Here is an 18,931-nt window from a genome sequence, read left to right as displayed (position 1 = left end):
CCACAACCACTCCCCCACAAGAGGCTTTTGCAATGAGCAAGCAGGCACTGATCGTCATCGACATCCAGAACGACTACTTCCCCGGCGGCAAATGGACCCTGGACGGCGCCGACCCTGCCGCCGACAACGCCGGCAAAGTACTGGCCGCCGCCCGCGCCAAGGGCGACCTGGTGGTGCACGTGCGCCACGAGTTCGAATCCGCCGACGCGCCCTTCTTCGCCCCCGGTTCCGAAGGCGCGCAGATCCACCCCAAGGCCGCGGCGCTGCCCCATGAGCCGGTGGTGCTCAAGCACAAGGTCAACGCCTTCCTGGATACCGGTCTCAAGGCCTTGCTGGACGAGCACCACACCGAGGCGGTGACGGTGATCGGCAGCATGAGCCACATGTGCATCGACGCCGCCACCCGCGCCGCCGCCGATTTCGGCTACCACACCACGGTCATCCATGATGCCTGCGCCACCCGCGCCCAGGAATTCAATGGCGTGACCATTCCGGCGGCCCAGGTGCATGCCACCTACATGGCGGCCCTGGCCTTTGCCTATGCCCAGGTCATTTCCACCGAGGACTACCTGAACGCCAATACCCGCTAACCTCAATGGGCTTGCCTGACCCTCTGGCGTTTCACCCAACAGGAGATAGCAGTCATGAGTACCTTCACCACCCGCGACGGCACCACGATCTACTACAAGGACTGGGGCAGTGGCCAGCCGGTCGTGTTCAGCCACGGCTGGCCACTGTCGTCCGACAGCTGGGAATCCCAGATGCTGTTTCTCGCCGACCACGGCTATCGCTGCATCGCCCATGACCGACGCGGTCATGGACGCTCCAGTCAACCCTGGCACGGCAACGAAATGGACACCTACGCCGACGACCTGGCGCAGTTGTTCGAGCACCTGGACCTCAAGGACGCGATCCTGTTCGGTTTCTCCACGGGCGGCGGCGAAGTCAGCCGTTATATCGGTCGCCACGGCACCGGACGCCTGGCCAAGGCCGGGCTGATCTCGGCGGTGCCACCGCTGATGCTCAAAACTGCGGACAACCCCCTGGGTACGCCGATCGAGGCCTTCGACGGCATTCGTGCCGGGGCACTGGCCGACCGTTCGCAGCTGTACAAGGACATCGCCGGCGGGCCGTTCTTCGGCTTCAACCGCCCGGGCGCCAAGGTGTCCCAGGGGTTGATCGATTCATTCTGGATGCAGGGCATGATGGCCGGCCACAAGAACGCCTATGACTGCATCAAGGCCTTCTCGGAAACCGACTTCCGCCAGGACCTGCGCAAGTTCGACATTCCAACCCTGGTGATTCATGGCGACGACGACCAGATCGTACCGATCCAGGCGGCGGGGCCGGAGTCGGCCAAGCTGATCAACGACGCGACCCTGATCGTCTATCCGGGGGCGCCCCATGGTTTGACCGATACCCACAAGGACAAGGTCAATGCGGATCTGCTGGCGTTTATCAAGGGGTGACTGAATGCTGTGGTGGCCTTATCGCGGGGCGAGCCCGCCCCTGCGATAAGGCCATCGCATCAGATCACGACGTTGCGTACGAAGCGTGTCGCCACCTCGCCTTCGTTGCGATAGGCGTGCATGCGGTTGCTGGCGAAGCTGAAGAAGTCACCAGTCTGCAGGTGGTGATGCCGATCCTCGATGATCAGGGTCAGGCAGCCTTCGAACACATACAGTTGCTCGCTCCAACCATCGGCATCGGCTTCGGACAGGTAGGTCTCGCCCGGCTCCAGGCGCCACTCCCAGAGTTCCACCTCGCGGCTGGCAACCGAGCTTGCCAGCAGCACGGCCTTGCTGCCAGGACGCTCACCGGTCCAGGCCAGCTCGTTGATCCGGCTGGGGTCGCGATTGTCCGGTGCCTGGATCAAGTCGGTAAAGGCAACCTCCAGCGCCTCGGCCAGACGGTCCAGGGTGGTCAGGCTGACATTCTTCTCGCCCGCTTCGATGGCCACCAGCATGCGCCGGCTGACCCCGGATTTTTCCGCCAGGGCACTCTGGCTGAGGTCCGCGGCGTGGCGCAGGCGACGGACGTTCTGACTGACGTGTTGCAGCACCGAGGCGCGCTGGCTGGATTCTTTGTGCACTATATTGCTCACAGGTAGGGATTGCGCAGTATACTGCCCACTTTCGCCGCAATTGTGCGTCGCCCCACTTCCGTGTGCAAGCCATGAACCCAAACAGCAACGCAGAACGCCCGTCCGTTTCTTTGCGGCTCAGCAAGGCCGAACTTGTCCTGGTGTTCATCACCATGCTCTGGGGCGGCACCTTCCTGCTGGTGCACAACGTCATGACCGTCAGCGGACCGATGTTCTTCGTCGGCCTGCGGTTTGCCGCCGCCGCCCTGTTCGTCGGTTTGGTCTCGGCCCGTGCGCTGTCGGGCCTGACGGCCATCGAGCTCAAGGCCGGCGTGCTGATCGGCGCCTCGATCATGCTCGGCTACGGCTTGCAGACCTACGGGCTGCAAACCATCAGCAGCAGCCAGTCGGCGTTCATCACCGCGTTGTACGTGCCGTTCGTGCCCTTGCTGCAATGGCTGGTGCTGGGTCGCCGTCCCGGCCTGATGCCGAGCCTGGGCATCGGCCTGGCCTTCGTCGGCCTGATGCTGCTGGCCGGACCCGAAGGCGGCTCACTGCAGATGAGCGAGGGCGAGATCGTCACCCTGGTCAGTGCCGTGGCCATCGCCGCGGAAATCATCCTGATCAGCCGCTACGCCGGCAAGGTCGATGTGCGCCGGGTCACCGTGGTGCAACTGGCGACCGCCTCGATCCTGTCGTTCCTGATGATGGCCCCGACCCGGGAAACCGTGCCGGACTTCTCCTGGTTGCTGCTGCTCAGCGCCCTGGGCCTGGGCGCCATGAGCGCGGTGATCCAGGTGGCGATGAACTGGGCGCAGAAGTCGGTATCCCCTACCCGTGCGACCCTGATCTACGCCGGTGAGCCGGTGTGGGCCGGCATCGTCGGACGCATCGCCGGTGAACGGCTGCCAGGCATCGCCCTGCTGGGCGGTTTGCTGATCGTGATCGCTGTGATCATCAGTGAGCTGAAGTTCAAACGCCGGGAAGCGCAACCTGAAGCACTCCAGGTGTCCGGACAGGCGCCCGAGACCGGTCGCTAGCCGCCGGATCTCGTCTATCCTTTGAAAAAAACTGTTATAAAAAAATCATTTGATACAGCCTGTTTGTAGGATTCTGCCACAGCTTCACGGTTGGTGATCGACGGTGCGCCACGTATGATCCCTTACAAACTCCTGCAGATTAGAAATCTATGTCCTTGATAGTGCTACTGCTTCTGCCGTTTCTCGGCAGCTGCCTGGCGGCTGTCTTGCCGCACAATGCACGCAATAGCGAGTCGCTGCTTGCCGGACTCGTCGCCCTGGTCGGCACCGTCCAGGTCGCCTTGCTGTACCCGCAGATCGCCCATGGCGGCGTGATCCGCGAGGAATTTCTCTGGCTGCCAAGCCTCGGGCTGAACCTGGTCCTGCGCATGGACGGCTTCGCCTGGCTGTTCTCCCTGCTGGTGCTGGGCATTGGCACCCTGGTGTCGTTGTATGCCCGCTACTACATGTCGCCACAAGATCCGGTGCCACGCTTCTTCGCCTTTTTCCTGGCGTTCATGGGCGCGATGCTGGGCCTGGTGATTTCCGGCAACCTGATCCAGATCGTGTTCTTCTGGGAGCTGACCAGCCTGTTCTCGTTCCTGTTGATCGGCTACTGGCACCACCGCGCCGATGCCCGGCGCGGCGCGTACATGGCCCTGATGGTCACCGGCGCCGGAGGCCTGTGCCTGCTGGCGGGGGTACTGCTGCTCGGCCATGTGGTCGGCAGCTACGACCTGGACAAGGTCCTCGCTGCCGGCGATCAGATTCGCAACCATGCCCTGTACCCCGTCCTGCTTCCCCTGATTCTGCTCGGTGCCCTGAGCAAGAGCGCACAATTTCCCTTCCACTTCTGGCTACCGCACGCCATGGCCGCGCCCACGCCGGTCTCGGCCTACCTGCACTCGGCGACCATGGTCAAGGCCGGGGTTTTCCTGCTGGCACGCCTGTGGCCGGTGTTGTCCGGCAGCGAAGAGTGGTTCTGGATCGTCGGCGGCGCCGGGGCCTGCACCCTGTTGCTCGGCGCCTTCGCGGCCATGTTCCAGAACGACCTCAAGGGCCTGCTGGCCTACTCGACCATCAGCCACCTGGGCCTGATCACCCTGCTGCTGGGCCTGAACAGCCCGCTGGCCGCGGTCGCGGCGGTGTTCCACATTCTCAACCACGCCACGTTCAAGGCCTCGTTGTTCATGGCCGCCGGCATCATCGACCATGAGAGCGGCACCCGCGATATCCGGCGCCTGAGTGGCCTGTTCCGGCTGATCCCGTTCACCGCGACCCTGGCCATGGTGGCCAGTGCCGCCATGGCCGGGGTGCCGTTGATGAACGGTTTCCTGTCCAAGGAAATGTTCTTCGCCGAGACCGTATTCATCAGCTCCAGCGCCTGGATCGAAGCCTCGCTGCCGGTGATCGCCACCCTGGCCGGGACCTTCAGCGTGGCCTACGCCCTGCGCTTCACCGTCGATGTGTTCTTCGGCCCGCAGGCCACCGACTTGCCCCATACCCCTCACGAGCCGCCGCGCTGGATGCGCGCACCGGTCGAACTGCTGGTGCTGACCTGCCTGGTGGTGGGCATGTTCCCGGCCCAGTCCGTCGGCCCGCTGCTGGCCGCCGCCGCCCTGCCGGTGGTCGGCGGTACGCTGCCCGAGTACAGCCTGGCCATCTGGCACGGTTGGAATGCTCCGCTGATCATGAGCCTGATCGCCATGACCGGCGGCGTCGTGCTCTACCTGTTGCTGCGCAACCCGCTCAAGCTCGGTCGCTTCCCTCACCCGCCACTGATCGGGCGCCTCAATGGCAAGCGCCTGTTCGAACACGGCCAGGTGCTGCTGATGCGCCTGGCGCGCCGTTTCGAACGCCTGATGACCACCAAGCGCCTGCAGAAGCAGATGTTCATGCTGGTGCTGGTGGCCCTGCTGGCCGGCCTGCTGCCCATGCTGCACAGTGGTTTGAGCTGGGGTGACCGGCCGAAGATTCCGGGCTCCGGGGTCTTCGTCATACTCTGGCTGATCGCCATCGCCTGCGCCGTGGGTGCGGCCTGGCAGGCCAAGTACCACCGCCTGGCAGCCCTGACCATGGTCAGCGTCTGCGGCCTGATGACCTGCATCACTTTCGTCTGGTTCTCGGCCCCGGACCTGGCCCTGACCCAACTGGTGGTCGAGGTGGTCACCACCGTGCTGATCCTCCTCGGCCTGCGCTGGCTGCCACGGCGTATCGAAGGCGTGTCGCCCCTGGCCGGCACCCAGGAGCGGGCGCGCCTGCGCCGCCTGCGCGACCTGATCCTGGCGGTGCTGGTGGGCGGCGGCATGGCACTGCTGTCCTATGCCATGCTGACCCGCCCGACACCGAACTTCATCTCGTCGTTCTACCTGAGCCGGGCCCTGCCCGAGGGCGGTGGCAGCAACGTGGTCAACGTCATGCTCGTGGACTTCCGCGGTTTCGACACCCTGGGTGAAGTCACGGTGCTGGTGGCCGTGGCCCTGGCGGTGTTCGCCCTGCTGCGCCGCTTCCGGCCGCCGCGCGAGAGCATGCAATTGCCGGCCCAGCAGCGCCTGCTGGCCCCCGACGTGGTCACCGACCTGATCAACCCGCGCCAGGCCGCCGATACGGCGCTGGGCTTCATGATGGTCCCGGCGGCGCTGGTGCGCCTGCTGCTGCCGATCGCCATGGTGGTGTCGATGTACCTGTTCATGCGCGGTCACAACCAGCCCGGCGGCGGCTTTGTCGCGGGCCTTGTGATGTCGGTGGCGTTCATCCTGCAGTACATGGTCGCCGGCACCCAGTGGGTCGAAGCACAAATGAGCCTGCGCCCGCTGCGCTGGATGGGCACCGGCCTGCTGTGCGCCACCCTCACCGGTGGTGGCGCGATGCTGCTGGGCTACCCGTTCCTGACCACCCACACGGCCCACCTGCACCTGCCGCTGCTGGGTGACATCCATGTCGCCAGCGCACTGTTCTTCGATATCGGCATCTTCACCGTTGTCGTCGGCTCGACCCTGTTGATCCTTACTGCCCTGGCTCACCAATCGGTGCGTGGCCACCGTCCGGCGAGCCAGCCCAGAACCACCCAGACAGGAGCCGCCTGATGGAAGAAGTCATTGCAATTGCCATTGGTGTGCTGGCCGCCTCCGGGGTCTGGCTGATCCTGCGGCCACGGACCTTCCAGGTGGTGATGGGCCTGTGCCTGCTGTCCTACGCCGTCAACCTGTTCATTTTCAGCATGGGTAGCCTGTTCATCGGCAAGGAGCCGATCATCAAGGACGGCGTGCCCCAGGACCTGCTCCACTACACCGACCCGCTGCCCCAGGCCCTGGTGCTCACCGCCATCGTCATCAGCTTCGCGATGACCGCCTTGTTCCTGGTGGTGCTGCTGGCGTCGCGTGGCCTGACCGGCACCGACCATGTGGATGGCCGGGAGAGCAGCGAATGAGTGCGATGAACCAGTTGATCATTGCACCGATCCTGCTGCCGCTGCTGACCGCCGCCCTGATGTTGCTGCTGGGCGAAAAGCGCCGGCCGCTCAAGGCGCGCCTGAACCTGTTTTCCAGCCTGCTGGGCCTGGCCATCTCGGTCTGCCTGCTGCTGTGGGTGCAGGCCCAGGGCCAGGCCAGCTCGATCGGCGTGTACCTGCCAGGCAACTGGCCGGCGCCGTTCGGCATCGTGCTGGTGCTCGATCGCCTGTCGGCCCTGATGCTGGTGCTGACCGGGATCGTCGGCGTCAGCGCCCTGCTCTTTGCCATGGCCCGCTGGGACGGTGCCGGCGCCAGCTTCCACGCCTTGTTCCAGATCCAGCTGATGGGCCTGTACGGCGCGTTCCTGACCGCCGACCTGTTCAACCTGTTCGTCTTTTTCGAAGTGTTGCTGGCGGCCTCCTACGGCCTGCTGCTGCATGGGTCGGGACGAGCGCGGGTCAAGGCCGGGCTGCATTACATTGCCATCAACCTGTTCGCCTCGTCGCTGTTCCTGGTGGGCGCGGCCATGCTCTATGGCGTCACCGGCACCCTGAACATGGCCGACCTTGCACTGAAGATCCCACTGGTGCCGGAGGCCGACCGCGGCCTGCTGCACGCGGGGGCGGCGATCCTGGCCATCGCCTTCCTGGCCAAGGCCGGGATCTGGCCGTTGAACTTCTGGCTGGTGCCCGCCTACTCCGCTGCCAGCGCACCCGTCGCAGCGCTGTTCGCGATCATGACCAAGGTCGGCTTCTACACCGTGCTGCGCCTGTGGACCTTGCTGTTTTCCGGCCAGGCCGGTGCCTCGGCCTTCTTTGGCGGTGATTGGCTGATCTATGGCGGCCTGGCGACCCTGGGCTGTGCGGCGGTATCGATTCTGGCCGCCCAGCGCCTGGAGCGCATGGCCAGCCTGAGCATCCTGGTTTCGGCGGGCACCCTGATGGCCGCCATCGGTTTCGGCCAGGTGGCACTGACGGCCGGGGCGCTGTTCTACCTGGTCAGCTCGACCCTGGCGCTGTGCGCCCTGTTCCTGCTGGCCGAGTTGATCGAGCGTTCCCGTTCGGCCAACGAACTGCCACTCGATGACGACGACTGCCAGCCTTCGCCGCTGGAATCGCTGCACCCGCCCAAGGGGATCAACCTGGATGACGAGCAGAAAGCCGTGATCGGCCAGGTGATTCCCTGGACCATGGCCTTCCTGGGCCTGAGCTTCATCGCCTGCGCCTTGCTGATCATCGGCATGCCGCCGCTGTCGGGTTTCATCGGCAAGGTCAGCCTGATCGCCGCGCTGTTCAATCCCCAAGGGCTGGGCATGGCTGCCGACCAGCCGCTTTCCATTGCCGGCTGGGCCCTGGTGGCACTGCTGGTACTGTCGGGCCTGGCCTCGCTGATCGCCCTGACCCGGGTCGGTGTCCAACGCTTCTGGACGCCGCAGGAACGTCCCTCGCCATTGCTGCGCCGCTACGAGTGCATCCCCATCGTCGCCTTGCTGGGCCTGTGCATCGCCCTGAGCGTGCGCGCCGAACCGCTGCTGCGCTACACCCAGGACACCGCTGCCAGCCTGCAGACCCCTGAACAGTACGTCAGCGCCGTACTCGGCACCCGGCCTGTCCCCGGCCCCACCAGCCAGGCCGCCAACGCCCAGGTGCAACCATGAAACGCCTGTTCCCCGCTCCCTTGCTGTCCCTGGCCCTGTGGTTGCTGTGGCTGGTGCTGAACGTCTCGATCAGCCCGGGCAACCTGTTGCTCGGCGCCCTTTTCGCTGTTCTGGCGCCGCTGCTGATGGCGCCGTTGCGCCCGCTGTCGGTGCAGATCCGCCGCCCTGGAACCATCCTGCGCCTGATCCTGCGGGTCGGTATCGATGTGCTGGTTTCCAATCTGCAGGTGGCGCGCGGCGTCTGGTCAGCCGGGCGCCGGGCGCCACGCTCGGGGTTCGTGCACATCCCCCTGGAGCTGCGGGATGCCCACGGGCTGGCGGCCCTGTCGATGATCACCACGGTGATCCCGGGCACCATCTGGTCGGAGCTGGCGCTGGATCGCAGCGTCCTGTTGCTGCACGTGTTCGACCTGGACGATGAGGCGCACTTCATCGAGCACTTCAAACAGACCTATGAACGCCCGCTGATGGAGATCTTCGAATGACTGGCCTTTTAGCCCATGCCATTCTCGCCAGCCTGTTCATCTTTGCCCTGGCGATGGCCCTGACCCTGTACCGGCTGTTCCACGGCCCTTCGGCCCAGGACCGGGTCCTGGCACTGGACTACCTGTATATCCTGGCGATGCTGATGATGCTGGTACTGGGTATCCGTTATGCCAGCGATACCTACTTCGAAGGTGCGCTGCTGATCGCCCTGTTCGGCTTTGTCGGTTCCTTCGCCCTGGCCAAGTTCCTGCTGCGCGGCGAGGTGATCGAATGAGCAACTTCAATGAACTGCCACTGTGGATTGAAGTGCTGGTGGCGGCGCTGCTGCTGTTGGGCAGCCTGTTCGCCTTCAGCGGCGCGCTGGGCCTGATCCGCCTGAAGGATTTCTTCCAGCGCATGCACCCCCCGGCCCTGGCCTCGACCCTGGGGACCTGGTGTGTGGCGCTGGCCTCGATCCTGTACTTCTCGTCCCTCAAGGAAACACCGGTGCTGCACGCCTGGCTGATTCCGATCCTGATGGCGATCACCGTGCCGGTGACCACTCTGCTGCTGGCCCGGGCCGCGCTGTTTCGCAAGCGCATGGCCGGTGACAAGGTGCCAGAAGAGGTCAGCAGTGGACGTGAACGGGGTAACTGACGGCTATTGGCTGAGCTTCTGCAACTCGCGGCGGACCATGGCCGCGTATTCGGGCGGACTTAGCTGATACAACTGCGTGGCCACCCAGGAAAGCCAGGCACCTTGCAGGCTGGAGCGTTGCGCCAGCCACTGCTCGGCCTGTTCGCGGGCCTGATCCTGATTGCGCGCATGAAAATCGGCGCGTCCGGCGGGCTTGGTCACTCGCTGGCCTTGAAGGTAGTCATTTCACCCTTGCGCCACTTGGCCACCTTGCCGGTTGCGCCCTTGAGAATCTTGCCCAGGCCTTCCTGCAGTTGCTCACGGGCGGCAAAGATCATCACCACACCCTGGCCTTCACGCAGGACGATACCCTCACCTTCGGGCACGGATACAAACGCGTAGTCGCCCAGGCCATACACCGTCAGTTTGATTTCACGATAGCGAACTTCCAGCTTGCCACCTTCGCGGCTGGGCAATACGGCGGCGCGAAAATGATCGCCAACCTTGAGCTCCAGTCGCTGTTTGTCATCGACGACCAATGCGGTCTGGGTGTCGATTTCGGCCATGTACAGGCCTTCGGCGTTTTGCTCGGTGACATAGACAAAACGCGATTGAAACTGTTTGACCAATTTGGCCCGCAGATCGCCCAATACGAACAGGGCGTGAGTGTCCAGATTACTGACTGCCAATGAAGAATTCCTCAAAATCGATTACTCATCGCTGCCCACCGGGCGGCGAGGCTCCGTGAAGGCACCGGTACTTCAATTCGAAGTCTGAAAGACTAGTGGATATGCAAACGAAAAGTCTGTGCATACAGGCAGTAGGGCCTGCGGGATTTTTTACCCTTTCATGCCAGCCCTGCTCTGTAGGCGGATTTTCAGTAGATTTCCTAAATCAGAAAAGCTTTTTCTGACAGCACTAGCGCAACAAAAGTGCGATAGATAAATGCAAGCCGTTCAACGGAATGGGCGCCGGAAATCATCCGCACAACACAGGGAAGCGAATATGCACGAAAACACTGAATTGCGTCGAGAGGTCAAGGCTCTTTCCTTTGCAGATTATCCCGCAAGTTCCCCCCGCACCCCACCCCCACGCTTTGTCGTCATCCCGGCCGGCAGAAGCTTTTTCCATATTACCGAGCAGGCCACTGGACAGGTCAAGGGGTTTCGCTGTGAACACACTGAAGCCTGCGCCCTGGCCCGACGACTGGAGAATTGAGTGGGCGAAACCTCAACCGGCCTGACGCTCGACCTCGGGCCGGACGTCACCGCCAAGCTGCTCCAGCCAGGCCGCCCGGCACTCCTGGGCTTCGCTACGGCTGGCAAACGCGGTGCCGCGGCGCTCACCGTTGACCAGCACCACCCAGCACACGCGCTTGCCCATTGCCTGCAACGACAGCGGTACGCCGCTGCCGATCATCACCGCTACATCGACTTGGCTCTGCATCATTCCCTCCGGAATTTATTAGCAACCTAACGATGTAGCCATGATAATGCCTGCCCACGCGCGGAAAAAGCTATCCCGCGCATAGCTGTTTTGCATCAGTGGTAACAAAGCTGAGGCAATTACCCCTGGGCCTGTTGCGGTCGATAACCCAGGCGCAATCCCCCCCAGTGACGCCCCTTGACCCGGATCGGCACCGACAGGTCGTGCATCAACTCACCGGTATCGCGGGTGTAGGTCTGCAGCAACACCGCTTGCTGATGGCTGCCACAACGGATGCCGGTGCGGTCGTCGAACTTGCGCTTGCTGCGGTTATGCGCGGTGTCCGTCGCCTCATCGCCGGTCAGCGGCTGGTTGAACGCCGTGTTGTGGGTCGGAACATAACCTTGCTGCGTGCAGGCAATGGCGAACACCAGGCCTTCATGCTGCTTGAGCAGAGGCTCCTGGATAGCAGGCAGTACCTTGTCGGTGTAGGTGTCGAAGCGGGTCCGGTAGCGCGGCGGCGAGGTGTTCGGCACGAGCTGGTAATGACGGTCGAACAGATCGTCCAGGCCGATGCGCCCCTGCTCGAGGTCGCTATCGAACTGTGCGCCAATCTGCTCGGCACCCTGGCGGGCCAGGTCATAGATGCGCTGGTGGTAGTCATCCAGACCGACCTCGGCCAACCGTTCGCTGATACTTTCGGCCTGCCCTTCCAGCTGCACGGCGGCATCGGCCAGGCGCCGGGTCTGCTGGTCGCTGACCTGCAGATCGCCGCGCATGCGCGCCACCGCCTGAAACAGGCTGTCCAACTGCACCCGGTTGGTCTCGGTGCCTACCGCAATCTCGCCGATCTGCTGCTCCACGCCGGCCGCAAGACCGGCGATACCCTCAAGCTGCTCGCCGGTGTGCTCGACCTGGTCGACACCGCTGTGCAAGTCATCGGACAGCTGGCGAATCTGTTCGACCACCTGCGCGGTGCGCTGCTGGATGTCGGCCACCATCAAACCCACCTCCTCCGTGGCGCTGGCAGTACGCCCGGCCAGGCCGCGCACTTCATCGGCCACCACCGCAAAGCCGCGTCCGTGCTCACCGGCACGGGCCGCTTCGATGGCGGCGTTGAGCGCCAGCAGGTTGGTCTGGCTGGCAATGGACTGGATCACCAGGGTAACCCGGGCGATATCCTCGCCGCGCTGGTTCAAGGCTTCGATCAGTTCGCGACTGGACGTGGCACGGACGCTCAGGTCGTGCATGCGCTGGATCGACTCGGCCAGCACCCTGCGCCCGCTGACGCTGCTCTGGTGGGCACTGCGGGCGGCAATCAGGGCGTGCTGGCTGAGCTGGGAAGTGGCCTTCTCGGTACCGATCATCACCTCGGCGCTGCCGACGATCTGCTCGGCGGCCTCCAGTTGTGACTGCAGCTTGCTCGCCAGCTGCTGTACGGAGAACGCCACCCCGGCGGCCGACAAGGCGTTGTGGCTGGTGGTCCGGGCCAGGTCGCGCGTCAGCTCGCCCAACGGATCGCTTTGGACCTGTTGCACCATGGCGGGCCTGCGCAAGCGCGGTAGCCACAGGGTCAGCCAGGCCAGCGGCAGGCTCAGGTAGAGCGGCAGCCCGGCGAAGGCCATGGCCGCCAACACCCCTGCCAGCGCCAGGCATTGCAGCACCAGGGCGGTCCACGGGGCGGCAACGCCCAAGGAGGATCCGGGCTCGGGCACTGCAGCGGACAACGATCCCTCTCGCATCATAGTCTGGCTCCCACACAACCTGTCGTTATTGTGCGGCCATTAAACGCCACTATAACGCCACCATCTATACGCCCTTGGCACTAAAAGGGTTGTCATTGACGCAGGACAACAAATGCAAAAACCCCGGGGATCACTCCCCGGGGTTCTTGTCGGTCAACGGTGTCGATCAGGCTTGACGCTGGTGCTTGTCGATCTGTTCGTGACGCTCTTGGGCTTCGATGCAGTACTTGGTAGTCGGGCTGATCAGCAGGCGCTTGAGGCCGATCGGCTCGCCGCTGTCGTCGCACCAGCCAAAGCTTTCATCGGCGATGCGGCCCAGGGCCATTTCCAGTTGAGGCAGCAGGCGCTGGTCACGCTCGATCGCATTGACCAGCCAGTGGCGCTCTTCTTCGACCGAGGCGGCGTCGGCAGGATCGGCAGGCGTGTCCAGGCTTTCGATGGTTACACGGCTCTGTTCGATGCGCTCATGGGTCTCGACCTTCATCGACTGCAGCAGCTCGGTGAAGTAGGCCAATTGCTCAGCGTTCATGTAGTCATCGGCCGGCATGGCCAGCAACTTTTCCTTTGTCATTGATTTCTCTATAAAAAATACGTGCATTAAGGCGAATCGGGTGCTCCCGGCGAACGGCTCGCCAACAGCGGAATTCTTCAAGCACCATCCGGCACTCAATTTACAGGGGGCGGAAGTCTACGACCGAGCGTCGTACTGGGCAACAGAAATGACAGTGGATCTGACCGAAAAGCCTTACCTATGCATCCCCTGGCGCGGGTTTATAACAAAAAATAGCCCTGCGCGGCGCTTTCCCGGGGACAAACGGTGCACTATTGGCCAAAGTCTTGTAACAATTCTCTCGAAATACCTGAGAAATCAACCCAGTAGCTGGCTCAACACCGCGCGCAATTTGCCCGGTTTCACCGGTTTGTTCAACAGCGGTGCGCCGAGGCGCTGCATGGCCCGGCGACTTTGCTCGCTGCGGTCGGCAGTGATCATCACCGCCTCGATACGCTGGCCGAAATGCGCACGCAGGTCACGCACCACTTCACAGCCGGTCACCCCATGGTCCAGGTGAAAATCCGCCAGGATCAACTCCGGGGCGTGCCCTTGTAGTCCTTCGAGCGCTTCGCCGAGGTCCGCGGCGGTGACCACCTCGCACCCCCACTGGTGTAGCAACGCGGCCATGCTCTGCTGGATGCTCGACTCATTATCCAGCACCAGCAGGCGACGCCCGGGCAATGGATCGCCCAGCACCGGTTGCGCGTACGCCACGGCGGCAGGCGCCACCGGCATCTGCGCCGATAACGGCACATCGATGCTGAACACCGAGCCACGGCCCGGCCAGGAGCGAACCCTGACCTGGCAATCGAGAATGCGCGCGATACGCTCGACGATCGCCAGCCCCAGCCCTACCCCCTTGCGGTCCGCGGCACGACCGACATCCAGCTGGTTGAACTCGAGGAAGATCGACTCGAGCCGGTCGGCGGCAATGCCCCTTCCTGTGTCCCACACCTCCAGGCGCAAGTGCTCGCCACGCCGACGGGCACCCAGCAAGATGCGCCCGTGCCCGGTGTACCGGCAGGCATTGCTGAGGAAGTTGCGCAGGATCCTGTTCAGCAAGCGCAAGTCGGTACGCACCGCCAGACGACCGCTGCGAACCCGCAGATGCAAGCCGGCCGCTTCGGCCACCGGCTGGAACTCCGACGCCAGGGGCGTCAGCACTTCGTCCAGGCTGTACAGGTCCAGGTCCGGCTTGATCGCTGCCTGGTCCAGGCGCGAGATATCCAGCAGGTCGGTCAACAGCTCCTCGGCCCCCTCCAGGGCCTGATGCGCGCGTTCGACCAGTTGCTGCTCGCTCCCCGGCAAACTGCGTTCGCGCAGGGTGGAGATCAGCAGGCGTGCGGCATTGAGCGGCTGCAACAGGTCATGGCTGGCGGCGGCCAGGTATTTGTCCTTGCTGAGGTTGGCGGCCTGGGCGGCGTCGCGGGCCTCGCTCAGTTCGTTGGTGCGCTCGGCCACGCGCTGTTCGAGCTGGTCATTGAGTTGCTGCAGGCGCTGCTGGGCCAGTTTGCGTTCAGTGATGTCGGCGACAAAACCTTCGACCACGCCCGGCTCGTCCGGACGCAGCAACAGGTTCATCAGCACATCGATGTGACTGCCGTCGCGCCGACGCAAGCGGGTCTCATAACCGAGCAGCGCCTGTTCACGCTGCAGCACCTGGGCGATGCTCAGCAGTTCCTCCTCGCCCCCTTCGAACAGCAGGCCGGCCAGGTCACGGCGCGACAACAACAGGGCCGGCGCATCGGGGTAACCGAGCATGCGCGCCAGGGCCGGATTGGCTGCGCGCATGCCCGCTTCCAGGCTGGCCTGGAAGATGCCGTGCACCGCATGCTCGAACAGCCACTTGTAACGGTTGCGCTCGGCTTCCAGTTCCTCCAGGCGCACCGCCAGTTCCGGATAGTGACTCTTGCGTACCGTGTGGTTGCTCAGCCCCAACAGCCCTGCCAGCGCATCGCTGCGGGGGTCAGAGGGCCTCGCCATAGACCACCTCGACGTCGCGCTGGCTGGAGCTGCGCGGGTTGGTCAGGATGCATGGGTCATGCATGGCGTGCTGGGACAGGAACGGGATGTCCGAAATCCCCACGCCATGCAGGCCGAGGGTTTCATGGAAGCCCACGGCATGCTTGAGGGCGATCAGGTGCTCGACCAGGCGCTGGCTGATCTGCCGGTGATTCAGGCCCCGGCAGTCGATGCCCAGGGTTTGCGCGATGACCTTGAAGCGATCGGGCGCGGCGCTGTAGTTGAAGGCCACCACATGCTCGACCAGCACCGCGTTGCACAGGCCATGGGGCAGGTCGAGGAAACCGCCCAGGCTGTGGGACATCGCGTGCACCGCGCCCAGGATCGCATTGGAAAACGCAAGGCCCGCCTGCATGCTGCCCAGCATGATTTTCTCGCGCAGGGCGATATCCCCCGGGTTGGCGATCATTTCCACCAGGTTGCCGTTGATCAGGCGCATGGCCTCCAGGGCATGGGGGTCGGTCAAGGGGCCGTGGCCGGTGGACACGAACGCCTCGATCGCGTGCACCAGCGCATCGATGCCGGTACAGGCCGACAGGAACGGGTCCATGCTCAAGGTGGTCTGCGGGTCGATCAGGGACACATCGGGCACCACCGCCTTGCTGACGATGGAGAACTTCATGCGCTCCTGCTGGTTGGAGATGATCACGAACTGCGAGACGTCGGCCGAGGTGCCGGCCGTGGTGGGAATGAGGATCAGCGGTGGGCTGGGCACCCGGATGGTGTCGACGCCTTCGAACTCGAGAATATGCCTGCCATGGGCCACCACGATTCCGATGCCCTTGGCGCAATCCATGGGGCTGCCGCCACCGACGGCGACGATCACATCGCATTGCTCGCTACGGTAGCGCTCGGCACCGCTCATCACCTCCTCGACCCGCGGGTTGGGCGAGACATCGGTGTACAGGCAGTAATCGATGCCCTGCCCACTGAGGCTGGCTTCGATATCGGCGACCCAGCCGGCGGCGATCACACCCGGGTCACTGACCAGCAGCACCTTGCGCGCGCCAAAGGTCTTGGCGTAGTTGGCGACATGGTGCCTGCAACCGGCGCCGAAGATGATTTCCGGGGAGACGAATTTGCGCAACTGGCTCAGTTCAGGGCTCATACGACGCCTGTATTCTTGTTGTGGTCGTAAGCGCCAGCCTAAAGCATCCGCAGGTGAAAGCAATCAGACCTTGGAACAGCACAGGCAACAGCGCCGACCGCCCGATAGAGCGGTCGGCGCGGGTGGAGTCAACGGTTGGCGAAATACATGGTGACTTCAAATCCGATACGCAGATCAGTGAACGCAGGCTTTTTCCACATAGGTCCATCCTCTTCTGGCACCACAGGATTGCGGTGCATCTATTAATACACCGTTGCCGGTGCGGGTCGAATGCTACTTTGGAACCGTTTTTTTCCGCCTTTATCCGGCATCAGAAAAAGCCCAGCGGATTGACGTCGTAGCTGACCAGCAGGTTCTTGGTCTGCTGGTAGTGGTCGAGCATCATCTTGTGGGTTTCGCGGCCAACGCCGGATTTCTTGTAGCCACCGAAGGCGGCGTGAGCCGGGTACAGGTGGTAGCAGTTGGTCCAGACGCGGCCGGCCTTGATGCCGCGGCCCATGCGGTAGGCTCGGTTGATGTCGCGGGTCCAGACCCCGGCACCAAGGCCGAACTCGGTGTCGTTGGCAATGGCCAGGGCCTCGGCTTCGTCCTTGAAGGTGGTCACGCCGACCACCGGGCCGAAGATCTCTTCCTGGAACACGCGCATCTGGTTGTTGCCCTTGAGCAGGGTCGGCTGGATGTAATAGCCGCCCTCCAGATCGCCACCCAGGCGTTCGCAGTCGCCCCCGGCCAGTAGCTGGGCGCCCTCTTCCCGGGCAATTTCCAGGTAGGACAGGATCTTGTAGAACTGCTGCTCGCAAGCCTGGGCGCCGACCATGGTGTCGGTGTCCAGCGGGTTGCCACGCTTGATCTGGGTGATCTTCTTCAGCACCTGCTCCATGAAGGGCTCGTAGATCGACTCCTGGATCAGCGCCCGTGACGGACAGGTGCACACCTCGCCCTGGTTGAAGAAAGCCAGCACCAGGCCCTCGGCGGCTTTTTCGATGAACGCAGGTTCGGCCTGCATGATGTCTTCGAAGAAGATATTCGGCGATTTCCCGCCCAGCTCCACGGTCGACGGAATGATGTTCTCGGCGGCGCACTTCATGATGTGCGAACCCACCGGAGTGGAGCCGGTGAAGGCGATCTTGGCGATACGCGTGCTGGTGGCCAGGGCCTCGCCCGCCTCGCGGCCCAAGCCATGCACGATGTTCAGTACGCCAGGCGGCAGCAGGTCGCCGATCAGCTCGGCCAGCACGGTGATCGACAAGGGCGTCTGCTCGGCCGGTTTGAGCACCACGCAGTTGCCGGCCGCCAGCGCCGGGGCGAGCTTCCAGGCCGCCATCAGCAAGGGGAAGTTCCATGGGATGATCTGCCCGACCACGCCCAGCGGCTCATGGAAGTGATAGGCCGCGGTGTGTGCATCGATCTCGGCGGCACTGCCTTCCTGGGCGCGAATGCAGCCGGCGAAATAACGGAAATGATCGGCCGCCAGCGGCACATCGGCATTGAGGGTCTCGCGGATGGCCTTGCCGTTGTCCCAGGTTTCGCTGATGGCCAGCTGTTCGAGGTGCTGCTCGATGCGGTCGGCGATCTTCAGCAGGATCAGCGAGCGCGCCTGAACCGACGTGCTGCCCCAGGCATCGGCAGCGGCATGGGCGGCATCCAGCGCCAGGTTGATGTCCCCGGCATCGGAACGGGGGAATTCGGCAATCGGCTGGCCATTGACCGGCGAGGTATTGGAAAAGTATTGGCCCTTGAGCGGCGCGAGGAACTGGCCGCCAATGTAGTTGCCGTAAACCGGTTTGAAGTTGACCAGGGCACCTGGCGTGCCGGGCGGAGCGTAGATCATGAGGACCTCGTGTGCGCTACGGGCCTGTCGGCATGACAGGCGCTTGGCTCGATGGTAGTGAGCCGCACAGGAGGGGCGAATCGGCCCTTGGCAGGGCCTTTCTCGTCAATTGGTCGTAGCCGTGGGCTGTCCGGGCGCTGGTTGCCAGCGCCCGACGGCCATCAACGATCCTTGAACTGCGCTTCGCGCTTGGAGATGAAGGCGGCCATGCCTTCTTTCTGGTCTTCGGTGGCGAAGGCGGCATGGAACACCCGGCGCTCGAAGCGCACGCCTTCGGCCAGGTTGACCTCGAAGGCACGGTTGACGCACTCCTTGGTCATCATGGTGATCGGGATGGATTTGCTGGCGATGGTCGCGGCCACCTTCAGCGCCTCTTCCAGCAATTCGGCCTGGGGGATTACGCGAGCGACCAAACCGGCGCGCTCGGCTTCCTCGGCGCCCATCAGGCGGCCGCTCAGGCACAGTTCCATGGCCTTGGCCTTGCCCACCGCGCGGGTCAGGCGCTGGGTGCCGCCCATGCCCGGCAACACGCCGAGGTTGATTTCCGGCTGGCCGAATTTGGCATTGTCGGCGGCGAGGATGAAGTCGCACATCATCGCCAGCTCGCAACCGCCGCCCAGGGCGAAACCGGACACTGCAGCGATGATCGGCTTGCGACGGTTGGCGATGCGGTCGGAATCGCTGAACAGGTCATCGACATAGATCTGCGGGTATTGCAACTCGGCCATTTCCTTGATGTCGGCACCGGCGGCAAAGGCTTTGGCCGACCCTGTCAGCACCACGCAGCCGATGTTCGGATCGGCTTCGAGCTGGTCCAGGGCGGTGTTGATCTCGCCGACGATCTGGGCGTTCAGCGCGTTGAGCGCCTGGGGCCGGTTGAGGGTGATCAGGCCGACCTTGCCGTGGATGTCCAACAGAATGGTTTCGAAACTCAT

20 protein-coding genes are annotated in these 18,931 nt (G+C 63.7%); 9 read left to right on the top strand and 11 right to left on the bottom strand.

Going from position 1 to position 18,931, the window contains the following annotated elements; genetic code table 11:
• The first annotated feature begins 32 nt into the window (after nucleotides 1-32).
• Nucleotides 33-590 (top strand): cysteine hydrolase family protein, encoded by a 558-nt coding sequence (locus ACIQUS_RS21755; RefSeq protein WP_403051267.1) that lies wholly within the window; start codon nucleotides 33-35, stop codon nucleotides 588-590.
• 54 nt (nucleotides 591-644) lie between these two features.
• Nucleotides 645-1,469, top strand: coding sequence for an alpha/beta fold hydrolase (locus tag ACIQUS_RS21750; RefSeq protein ID WP_403051264.1), 825 nt, complete (start codon nucleotides 645-647; stop codon nucleotides 1,467-1,469).
• Nucleotides 1,470-1,528: 59 nt separating this feature from the next.
• Here ACIQUS_RS21750 and ACIQUS_RS21745 read toward each other — a convergent pair whose 3' ends face one another.
• Nucleotides 1,529-2,092, bottom strand: coding sequence for a helix-turn-helix domain-containing protein (locus ACIQUS_RS21745; RefSeq protein ID WP_403051261.1), 564 nt, complete (start codon nucleotides 2,090-2,092; stop codon nucleotides 1,529-1,531).
• An 83-nt stretch (nucleotides 2,093-2,175) separates the two neighbouring features.
• On the opposite strand from ACIQUS_RS21745, the gene ACIQUS_RS21740 reads away from it, so the two are divergent.
• From ACIQUS_RS21740 to ACIQUS_RS21710, 7 genes are all read left to right on the top strand, one after another.
• Complete coding sequence (locus ACIQUS_RS21740) at nucleotides 2,176-3,123, top strand: DMT family transporter (protein WP_403051258.1); 948 nt, start codon at nucleotides 2,176-2,178, stop codon at nucleotides 3,121-3,123.
• Between the two features lie 149 nt (nucleotides 3,124-3,272).
• On the top strand, nucleotides 3,273-6,188 hold the full coding sequence (locus ACIQUS_RS21735; protein WP_403051255.1) for a monovalent cation/H+ antiporter subunit A: 2,916 nt from the start codon (nucleotides 3,273-3,275) through the stop codon (nucleotides 6,186-6,188).
• Nucleotides 6,188-6,532, top strand: a complete 345-nt coding sequence (locus ACIQUS_RS21730) for a Na+/H+ antiporter subunit C (protein WP_403051252.1) — start codon at nucleotides 6,188-6,190, stop codon at nucleotides 6,530-6,532. The genes ACIQUS_RS21735 and ACIQUS_RS21730 overlap by 1 nt, the downstream gene beginning before the upstream one ends.
• Nucleotides 6,529-8,211, top strand: a complete 1,683-nt coding sequence (locus ACIQUS_RS21725; protein WP_403051249.1) for a monovalent cation/H+ antiporter subunit D — start codon at nucleotides 6,529-6,531, stop codon at nucleotides 8,209-8,211. The genes ACIQUS_RS21730 and ACIQUS_RS21725 overlap by 4 nt, the downstream gene beginning before the upstream one ends.
• Nucleotides 8,208-8,696 (top strand): Na+/H+ antiporter subunit E, encoded by a 489-nt coding sequence (locus ACIQUS_RS21720; protein WP_403051246.1) that lies wholly within the window; start codon nucleotides 8,208-8,210, stop codon nucleotides 8,694-8,696. The genes ACIQUS_RS21725 and ACIQUS_RS21720 overlap by 4 nt, the downstream gene beginning before the upstream one ends.
• Nucleotides 8,693-8,971, top strand: a complete 279-nt coding sequence (locus ACIQUS_RS21715) for a K+/H+ antiporter subunit F (RefSeq protein ID WP_403051243.1) — start codon at nucleotides 8,693-8,695, stop codon at nucleotides 8,969-8,971. Before ACIQUS_RS21720 ends, ACIQUS_RS21715 begins: the two co-directional genes overlap by 4 nt.
• Nucleotides 8,968-9,333 carry a Na+/H+ antiporter subunit G gene (locus tag ACIQUS_RS21710; protein ID WP_403051240.1) on the top strand — a complete coding sequence of 122 codons (366 nt, stop codon included), beginning with the start codon at nucleotides 8,968-8,970 and terminating at the stop codon, nucleotides 9,331-9,333. The genes ACIQUS_RS21715 and ACIQUS_RS21710 overlap by 4 nt, the downstream gene beginning before the upstream one ends.
• A gap of 3 nt (nucleotides 9,334-9,336) precedes the next feature.
• Here ACIQUS_RS21710 and ACIQUS_RS21705 read toward each other — a convergent pair whose 3' ends face one another.
• From ACIQUS_RS21705 to ACIQUS_RS21660, 10 genes are all read right to left on the bottom strand, one after another.
• Nucleotides 9,337-9,534, bottom strand: a complete 198-nt coding sequence (locus tag ACIQUS_RS21705; protein ID WP_403051237.1) for a hypothetical protein — start codon at nucleotides 9,532-9,534, stop codon at nucleotides 9,337-9,339.
• On the bottom strand, nucleotides 9,531-10,001 hold the full coding sequence (locus tag ACIQUS_RS21700) for a hypothetical protein (RefSeq protein WP_403051234.1): 471 nt from the start codon (nucleotides 9,999-10,001) through the stop codon (nucleotides 9,531-9,533). The genes ACIQUS_RS21705 and ACIQUS_RS21700 overlap by 4 nt, the downstream gene beginning before the upstream one ends.
• Before the next feature lie 541 nt (nucleotides 10,002-10,542).
• Nucleotides 10,543-10,758, bottom strand: a complete 216-nt coding sequence (locus tag ACIQUS_RS21695; RefSeq protein ID WP_403051231.1) for a hypothetical protein — start codon at nucleotides 10,756-10,758, stop codon at nucleotides 10,543-10,545.
• A 119-nt stretch (nucleotides 10,759-10,877) separates the two neighbouring features.
• Nucleotides 10,878-12,104 (bottom strand): methyl-accepting chemotaxis protein, encoded by a 1,227-nt coding sequence (locus ACIQUS_RS21690; RefSeq protein ID WP_403051310.1) that lies wholly within the window; start codon nucleotides 12,102-12,104, stop codon nucleotides 10,878-10,880.
• A gap of 544 nt (nucleotides 12,105-12,648) precedes the next feature.
• Nucleotides 12,649-13,053, bottom strand: a complete 405-nt coding sequence (locus ACIQUS_RS21685; protein WP_285864385.1) for a TraR/DksA C4-type zinc finger protein — start codon at nucleotides 13,051-13,053, stop codon at nucleotides 12,649-12,651.
• Between the two features lie 297 nt (nucleotides 13,054-13,350).
• The gene (locus tag ACIQUS_RS21680; RefSeq protein WP_403051227.1) at nucleotides 13,351-15,018 is read right to left on the bottom strand and encodes a NahK/ErcS family hybrid sensor histidine kinase/response regulator; all 1,668 of its coding nucleotides are present in this window, start codon (nucleotides 15,016-15,018) and stop codon (nucleotides 13,351-13,353) included.
• Nucleotides 15,002-16,165: an alcohol dehydrogenase-like regulatory protein ErcA gene (gene ercA / locus ACIQUS_RS21675; protein ID WP_403051224.1), complete on the bottom strand. Its 1,164-nt coding sequence runs from the start codon at nucleotides 16,163-16,165 to the stop codon at nucleotides 15,002-15,004. Before ercA ends, ACIQUS_RS21680 begins: the two co-directional genes overlap by 17 nt.
• Nucleotides 16,166-16,293: 128 nt before the next feature.
• Complete coding sequence (pqqA, locus tag ACIQUS_RS21670) at nucleotides 16,294-16,365, bottom strand: pyrroloquinoline quinone precursor peptide PqqA (protein WP_009394664.1); 72 nt, start codon at nucleotides 16,363-16,365, stop codon at nucleotides 16,294-16,296.
• Between the two features lie 110 nt (nucleotides 16,366-16,475).
• Nucleotides 16,476-17,996 (bottom strand): aldehyde dehydrogenase family protein, encoded by a 1,521-nt coding sequence (locus ACIQUS_RS21665; protein ID WP_403051221.1) that lies wholly within the window; start codon nucleotides 17,994-17,996, stop codon nucleotides 16,476-16,478.
• A gap of 161 nt (nucleotides 17,997-18,157) precedes the next feature.
• Complete coding sequence (locus ACIQUS_RS21660) at nucleotides 18,158-18,931, bottom strand: enoyl-CoA hydratase (RefSeq protein ID WP_403051218.1); 774 nt, start codon at nucleotides 18,929-18,931, stop codon at nucleotides 18,158-18,160.

Origin of the sequence: Pseudomonas sp. NPDC090755, assembly GCF_044769005.1 — a bacterium.
Taxonomy (GTDB): Bacteria; Pseudomonadota; Gammaproteobacteria; order Pseudomonadales; family Pseudomonadaceae; genus Aquipseudomonas.
This window is presented reverse-complemented; position numbering and strand designations above follow the sequence as displayed.